Source organism: Enterococcus sp. 3H8_DIV0648 (genome assembly GCF_002140655.1).
In the GTDB taxonomy this organism is placed as follows: Bacteria; Bacillota; Bacilli; order Lactobacillales; family Enterococcaceae; genus Enterococcus_A; species Enterococcus_A hulanensis.
In genome coordinates this window covers 187,264-194,418 of record NZ_NGLG01000001.1, presented here as the reverse complement: position 1 = coordinate 194,418, position 7,155 = coordinate 187,264, and the positions used below count along the sequence as shown (strand labels likewise).

The window sequence follows — 7,155 nt, the reverse complement described above, 5'->3', positions numbered from 1 at the left end:
TATCTGGAGGTTCCTAATACACCTTTTTCTCACTCATTAAGTAAACGAGCAGCTTTATTGCAGTTTTCGATTCCTTTTGGTGAACTGGTTCAGCAATACCAGAAAGCCTATTCACTACATTTGTATCAAACATTTGTGGTAGATGATTTAACACTAATTAGCTAACTTTTTCATGAAAAAGACCGAATGGAAATCCTCCATTCGGTCTTTTTTCGTCCTCTTTTTACTACAGTTTTAGGAGATCAAACTTTTAAATATAACAAATACTACTTCTTTTTCTCAAGTCACAAAATTGCACTTTACCTCTCAAAATTACCTATTAACAGTCTAGAAAGCCTATTCCTTCGTTTCATAACTGCAAAATTGGAGGGTAAATTGCAATTTTGCGGTTCGTATTTTTTTGACAAATCATTTATCTTTTAGTCACCGGCCGGTACAAAAAACCACATGGAGGAAAAACAGATGATCCAACCATTAAGCAACAAACTACAGGTCTTAGTCGACCAAGGAGCAGAAAAATTAAAGAAAATCAGTTTCCAAAACATCATCGATAACCCAACCAGCGAACAAATCATTGAGCTTGGCGAAATCATGACTGCATTGTCGCCAGACGACAGTTACTTAGACAGCGTGATTTTAACGACTCAGACACGCTACTCTAAATAAACGAATAGGAGGAAAAATGAATGTTAAAACTTGTCGCAAATTTCAAAACCAGTGAAGGAAGAAGTCAAACTTGGAGCTTTGACAATCCTACAACGACCAAAAGCTCAACGGAGATCGAAGACTTATTAGACCGTTTATCCAATGTGAAGCTGTTCGAAAAAGATGGCGCATTGCTTTTCAATACGGTCGATGGTGCAAACTATGTCGAAACGACTGAAACGGAAATCTTTAAAAAGAAAGCCTAACTCTCTTTGAGGTCGAGCGACGAACTTGTCGCTCGCTTCTATTAATAAAAAATTAGAAAGGATGCGAGCCAGAATGAAGGTACAAGACCTCGCTCTCGATCATCGTCAATTATTCTCATTAAAGTCTGAAACACTGGAAGAACGGATCACATGGTTCTATCAACTTACACAAAACAGCACAGTCACTATTAAATACATTTTGACTTTACGCGTACGATATCAACTTGGAGCGCAGGAATTTGCCTACATTCTAAAGGATCTTGTTCGCTACCTGTTTCTGAATACGAAAGCTACTCGCACCATGAAGCGGTTCTTTCATTATTTTAAAGACTATTTTTTAGACCTTGAATGGAAAATTTTGTCACTGAGATTGTTCTCTGTCCGCAGCTTCGGCGAAAAGGCCGCATCACTTGTTCGTTCTCTTATTTCACTTGTCCGTCCTGAAGAAGCAACTGAATCGTCCCCGCCGTCACTTGATCGAACCACATCTACGCAATAACTTGACCTACGCAAAAATTAGAGGAGAAAGGAGCAGAAAAATGATTACAAAAACAACGAATTTAGTCGCGACGTTTAACAACAGCATCGGCGGGAAACACGTCTGGACCTATCGAAATATCGATACCAGCGTATCAGATGAGACCATTGAAGAGTGCTGCGATCTTTTAGCAACCTTGGGAATTTTTGAAGCAAATGGTGTGAAGCTCTTTGATTCTTCGGTGTCTGCCAAGTATGTGCACAAGACTGTCACACCTGTTTTTGATCGAAAGGCATCGGGTGGTGCGAAGCCCACCTGCTTTCCTGTTGAGAATGTTGAGAAAGCTAGTGAAGAAGTTGAAGAAATGGCTTTGCCAACTGTGGCGCAGCAAGAAGTGTCCACGCAAGACCCAGCAGAAAAAGAGGAAGTTAACCACTTTTCATTAATAGAAAATAATCCACAAATCGAAGAAAAAAGCACAATAACAGATAATAAGCTTTCTGCTAGTATCCCTGCGGTTACGCTAAATTCTGCACAGCTACCCACACTTTTAGCACAAAAGTCTGAGTCAAAAATAGGAAATGAAGTATCCACGAACAAAGTAATTCCGATGCAATTGGCTATAGAAGGAATCCCTGTCCCTCAGCAGTCGGCTGGTTCTTACAAAATGCCAAATAGCTACAGCTATCAGGACTTTACAAAGGAACGAGTCACCGAGTTGGATCGATTCCTTCAAGCAGAATCCTTACTTCAGGAGAAAAATGTTGCCGCTGAGCCTGCCGAACCGCCTGAAAAACGGATCGACAAGAAAAAGCAGGTTGGACTCATTCGGCGACTGTTAAGTCGAAGGAACAGCCCAAACAAAGAAGGACCGAAGATTCGGTCACATGATCCCGCCGATCGCGACTAAATTCTGCCCTTCTCTAACTAACTATGCGTAGGTAACCCATTCACGTCGTCGACCTCCCATCTGGAAAGGAGGTGATAATTTGAGTGAGCTGATCCGCTATGTCCTCGCTCCCCTCTTTGTGGGATTGGTCGTTGCCCTTGTCAATCATTGGTTAAGTGGGCGCGATCCATGACGACTGAAAATAGAAATACCTGCGATCTTCTAACGGTCGCAGGTATTTCATAGTGGTTTATGGCGGTGGTAATAGACACATTTTGATAAAGGCTTCGCGTTGTAGAACACTTCGTATCACTGCTGGACCAAAATAACCAGTTAAGGCAAAGCCCACAAACATAATTCCGAAATTAATGCTATTGTTTTTTTTGCTCAAAACTGATCTACCGTGACGAAAGAGAAAATGGATAGACCGCCTTGAGTCTACCAATAGAATTGTCTTATTTAGATTTGTACGCTCCACAGTTCTTGTGTTGTTATTGCCAGGCGTTCTCTAGCATCACTTGAAATAATCAGCAATAGCAATGGTGACAATATCTGGTCTTGTTCCGATGTTAACTGGGAATTTTGAGAACAGGTACTTATATGTAGTATAAGTATCAAAATGTGCGGCTCGTTCATCCAGAACGTCCACTGTTTTATTTGCTTTAAAGCTGTTCCGCCACTTAGATTCACCAATAAGCAGCTCTTTTCCCGTTATCGAGTCAACGACCACATCTATTTCCTGAACGTTGCCTTTTCTGTCCTTTCCCCACCATTTTCCAAATGACTTAGCAACAAATGGAAGCTGGCCTCGTTCATTGAGTCTTCGCAAATATTGTCGAGTCACTTCTTCAAATATCGGACCGATGAAATCAGACAAATCATTGAGCGCCAAATCAGCATAGTACTCTCCAAACCCCCGTTCAATTTCTGCCCTAACTGAAAAGACATAGCGATACCAAAAGGCTATGAAGTTTTCAGTAATATGGTATTGACTTGTCTTCCCTTTAAGTGGATTGGAGCCAAATGGGGTAATGCGCTCAATATAGTTCAATTCTTGCAGCGTAACAAGATACTTTGAGATCAGACTGCTTTTCAACTTTGTAAAACCTGCAATCTCACCAAGTGTGTTTGAACCACTAGCAATCGCCTGCAAGACCGCGTTATAATTCGCCGGCTCTCTAAACTCTTGCTTCATCAGCAGAATACCTTCATTAAGTAGATAACCATTGATGACAAAATAGAGTTCTCTGAGATTCTCGGCAAAAGACAACTCTGGATCAATCAATGAGAGATAGTAAGGGGTTCCACCAATACATGCATAGTACCTTATCTTGTCCTCATCACTAACATTAGGATAGAATCTTGCTGAATCATAATAATCCATTGGACTTAATTTTAATTGACCTGTTCTTCTACCAAACAAAGGACTTTTCTCGCCTAACACCTCGTTTTCCATAAAACTCATTGATGATCCGCAGAGAATCAAGAAAATATTTGTCTCTTTAAAATCATAATCGATGACATGCTGCAAAATAGAGTTGAGGGACTTATTCGCTGATACGGCGTAAGGATACTCATCAATGACGAGTACCAAACGCTCATCTCCAAACTGTTCCTTAATAATAGAAAAAAAGTTGTTCCAATCATCCACAGTTGGAAACCCTCTGATCCCAAGCTTCTCCCCCACTAATTTTGAGAATTTCTGTAAATTTAGCGAGTCATTCACCTCTTCTGCAGGTAGATAAAGTGCATTCTTCTCTCTGATAAACTCATTTAATAATGCAGTTTTTCCAATCCGCCGCCGACCGTAAACAATCGCCATTTGAAATCCTTTTTTATGGTACATCCGTTCAAGAGCCTCAAGCTCCTTCTCTCTTCCAAGAAACATCATGACAACCTCCTGTTTTTACTACTTACGATTATTATACTCTAAAGTAGTAAAATCATCTAGCTGGGTGAAGAAATATCCTCATTGTATTTTTGGGAATTGAATGAGCAGACAGGAGCCATGACGACTGGAAAAAAATAGACATCCGTGGTTTGCGGATTCATGATAAAAAAAGCTTGGGACAAAGAGTGCATCTCTTCGTCCCAAACTTCACTGACTTTCTTCTGCTGATATTCTGACTGTTAATCACAGCTATCCACCTAGTAAACAAATCAATACCGATAGCCTTTTAAAAAATGGTCCATCGAGTCTAGTACAAAATCATCAAGTCTATCACGTTCAATCAATTCACGATTCACCATGGTCGTAATACCTAATAGGGTCGCATATAGAACCAGCCCGATTTTTAGCGGGTTGCCAGGTTGAATTATTTTTTGCTCCTGCCCGCTGATAATCAATTCTAGAATCGGACAAAATGCACTCTCTGAGGCTTCTTTCATCACTCCCAATTTATCATCACAACACTTACTAGAATTCATCAACTCAAATAAAGCGGCGTTGTCTGCAGCAAAATGCGCAAAGCTCAAGGCCGCATTATTTAAGCGCTCTAACAAGGGTATTTCACTATCAAGAGAACCTGCCTTCAACACCTTTTCCAATTGGGAAAAGCCTTGTACTGCCAGTGAATCTAACAGGTCTTGGCGATTTCTAAAATGGCGTTGCGGCGCGGCATGACTAACACCGATTTCTCTGGCGATTTCTCGGATCGTAACCTTTTCTACCCCTTTTTCCAAGAGGATTTTTTGGGCTACTTGCAGTAATTCAACGCGTAAATTTCCGTGGTGGTAAGGGTGAGTTTTCTTCATATTCTTCATAAAAAAAGCCTATCACAAAGAAAAAGGAAAAACAATCAAAATGTTTACATTGACAACATATTGTAAGAGCGGTATATTAAACTTGTTTCCACTGTCAACATCAACGGAAAAATCAGGAATAATCCCGCTCGCTAGATTTTCAATCTTAGCAGGCAATTTCCTAGTTATAAATGAATTCTTCCAAGCATAAAAAAGATGGTGCTGAAGTTATTTTGGTTAGACGTCTCACTCAAACGTAAACAAGTGAAAGTAGAAATGGAGGAATTTATTTTGTTAAAAATCTATGTAGAGAAAAACAATAGTTCAAGTCGCAAATTGATCAAATGGCTTAAACGACAAAAAATCGACTATGAAGAACGCTATATTGATACAAAGCCATTATCAGAAGATGAGCTGCTAAATATCATGAGCTTTACCGAAAATGGCTTCGATGACCTTTTCAGCTATCGAGCAATGAAGGATATGAATCTCGATGAGGATTCAGTTGATTCGTTATCAGTCAAAGAACTTGTAAGACTAATGGTGAAAAATCCAAGGCTGATCAGAAAGCCCTTTGCGATCAAAGGTAAAAAAATGATCGTTGGCTATGGCAAAGATCAGGTGCAAACATTGATTCCTAAAGAAAGACGGTTAAAAGCTATCCTGCATTACCAATTTGGGTAATCATGCTTGGTGAAAATGCACTACCGTCAAGCTTTACAGTTTTCAAAGCCTGCCAGAGGTGTTTAATTCAAGCGTTTTGGGAGTACAGAAAAGAGACCTTTTCTGTACTTTTTTTGATGAAAGCCTTATTGACGCCGATTAGGACGCGCTCATCGACTTGTTGATAGCTTGTGCTTGAGCAGGTAATACTCTATCCGCCAAACTTGTAAATGTTATCGTATATCCAAGTCTTTTTTGACTCACTTGAGATCATGCAAAAAAACGGTATCAGCGTTATCTTTCTCTGATACCGTTAGTTGCTTTTACAAATTCTGAGTGTTCATCTGTTCCACTGACACAAAAGAATTCAGCATCTCAGTGATAGTCTCGGCATTTCTATCATAGAAAGAAGGAAGTCCTGCAATATTGACTACGACATAGTCTGCCTCTGTTTCTAAGAAATAATACTGAATTCCCACATTCGCCCCGTCAGACACCGTTGCAACGGTGTATAAATACCCTGAGTAATGTGCCGTTTGATACGGGACTTCTTTTCTAGATTCTTCCTTAATTTGAACATCCTCGTCTGAAACAATTTGACCTATCATCGCATTTTTGAAGGCATCGATTCCTTCAAAATCAGTTTTTTTCATGCCATAAATCATAATTACTTCTGGATTATTTTCATCACTAGCATAAAAATCAAAATCCTCTTCTGATGTGACCTCCCAGTTATCTGGAATCTTAATTTGATAGGCTGCTTCTTCAATCTGGAAGTCCGCAGCTTTAAATGTAACCTTCTTTTTAACACTGGACGCCTTTGTTTTAGCGGTCGACTGTTTGGTTGAGGAAGTTGTCTCTGTACTTTTTTCTGTACTTGACTCCGATATACTCGCTTCCTTTGCTCCACCAGATCCGCACCCTGCTAAAATTGCCCCTAACACCACAAAAACAACCCATTTTTTCATTGTAACCCTCCATTATTATATTTTGATAGCCTTTCCAAATATAACTACAGTTTACACTAATTTCAAAGTGATTAATAATACCATTTATTATTACTAATAAAAATTCGAAAGAAATTATCTTTAATCACAGAAAATTATTTTTTTACCCTAAAAACTAACTGTTGATTTCCAAGTTGTATGACAGCCATTCTCTAAACAAGTTCCCAGATCGCAAGTCGGCGATCTTACTCCGATTGAAGTCTGGAATAAGACCGCCACATAGCTATTAATTGTTATACGTTAGCATCTACTAAAACTCGTTAAAGCTGTTGGCCTGAACTTTTTCATTCAAGACTTTCTTATTGACCATATCCGTTATCTCAAGCGCGCTGATAATTACTTCACCATTGTAGTTCTGATCCCGATCGTAAATCATGCCGGGAATCACCTGACAAAGTAAGTCACGATTACAATGATAGTTAAGCGTATTTTTTGGCGACCAATAAGGAATATCCACATGAAAAT

10 protein-coding genes are annotated in these 7,155 nt (G+C 39.5%); 6 read left to right on the top strand and 4 right to left on the bottom strand.

Annotated elements, in window-relative coordinates; translation table 11 throughout:
- The first annotated feature begins 462 nt into the window (after window positions 1-462).
- The 5 genes from A5875_RS00975 to A5875_RS23135 all read left to right on the top strand — a co-directional run bounded on the left by A5875_RS00975 (window position 463) and on the right by A5875_RS23135 (window position 2,471).
- Window positions 463-666 carry a DUF1659 domain-containing protein gene (locus tag A5875_RS00975; protein WP_088931879.1) on the top strand — a complete coding sequence of 68 codons (204 nt, stop codon included), beginning with the start codon at window positions 463-465 and terminating at the stop codon, window positions 664-666.
- A gap of 20 nt (window positions 667-686) precedes the next feature.
- Window positions 687-911 carry a DUF2922 family protein gene (locus A5875_RS00970; RefSeq protein ID WP_088931878.1) on the top strand — a complete coding sequence of 75 codons (225 nt, stop codon included), beginning with the start codon at window positions 687-689 and terminating at the stop codon, window positions 909-911.
- A 73-nt stretch (window positions 912-984) separates the two neighbouring features.
- Complete coding sequence (locus tag A5875_RS00965) at window positions 985-1,410, top strand: hypothetical protein (RefSeq protein ID WP_088931877.1); 426 nt, start codon at window positions 985-987, stop codon at window positions 1,408-1,410.
- 40 nt (window positions 1,411-1,450) lie between these two features.
- Complete coding sequence (locus A5875_RS00960) at window positions 1,451-2,299, top strand: DUF2922 family protein (RefSeq protein ID WP_088931876.1); 849 nt, start codon at window positions 1,451-1,453, stop codon at window positions 2,297-2,299.
- Between the two features lie 79 nt (window positions 2,300-2,378).
- Window positions 2,379-2,471 carry a type I toxin-antitoxin system Fst family toxin gene (locus A5875_RS23135; protein ID WP_137664214.1) on the top strand — a complete coding sequence of 31 codons (93 nt, stop codon included), beginning with the start codon at window positions 2,379-2,381 and terminating at the stop codon, window positions 2,469-2,471.
- A 321-nt stretch (window positions 2,472-2,792) separates the two neighbouring features.
- Here A5875_RS23135 and A5875_RS00955 read toward each other — a convergent pair whose 3' ends face one another.
- Window positions 2,793-4,169: an ATP-binding protein gene (locus A5875_RS00955; protein ID WP_088931875.1), complete on the bottom strand. Its 1,377-nt coding sequence runs from the start codon at window positions 4,167-4,169 to the stop codon at window positions 2,793-2,795.
- A gap of 269 nt (window positions 4,170-4,438) precedes the next feature.
- The gene (locus tag A5875_RS00950; protein WP_088931874.1) at window positions 4,439-5,041 is read right to left on the bottom strand and encodes a TetR/AcrR family transcriptional regulator; all 603 of its coding nucleotides are present in this window, start codon (window positions 5,039-5,041) and stop codon (window positions 4,439-4,441) included.
- Window positions 5,042-5,311: 270 nt separating this feature from the next.
- Between A5875_RS00950 and A5875_RS00945 the strand changes: the two genes are divergently transcribed.
- A complete protein-coding gene (locus tag A5875_RS00945) occupies window positions 5,312-5,704 on the top strand; it encodes a Spx/MgsR family RNA polymerase-binding regulatory protein (RefSeq protein ID WP_176244581.1) in 393 nt (130 codons plus the stop codon).
- A gap of 302 nt (window positions 5,705-6,006) precedes the next feature.
- Here A5875_RS00945 and A5875_RS00940 read toward each other — a convergent pair whose 3' ends face one another.
- Together A5875_RS00940 and A5875_RS23470 are read right to left on the bottom strand one after the other, a co-directional pair.
- A complete protein-coding gene (locus A5875_RS00940; protein ID WP_088931872.1) occupies window positions 6,007-6,651 on the bottom strand; it encodes a PsbP-related protein in 645 nt (214 codons plus the stop codon).
- Between the two features lie 289 nt (window positions 6,652-6,940).
- Window positions 6,941-7,155: hypothetical protein (locus A5875_RS23470; protein ID WP_176244580.1), on the bottom strand; the 215-nt coding region annotated here is incomplete at its 5' end.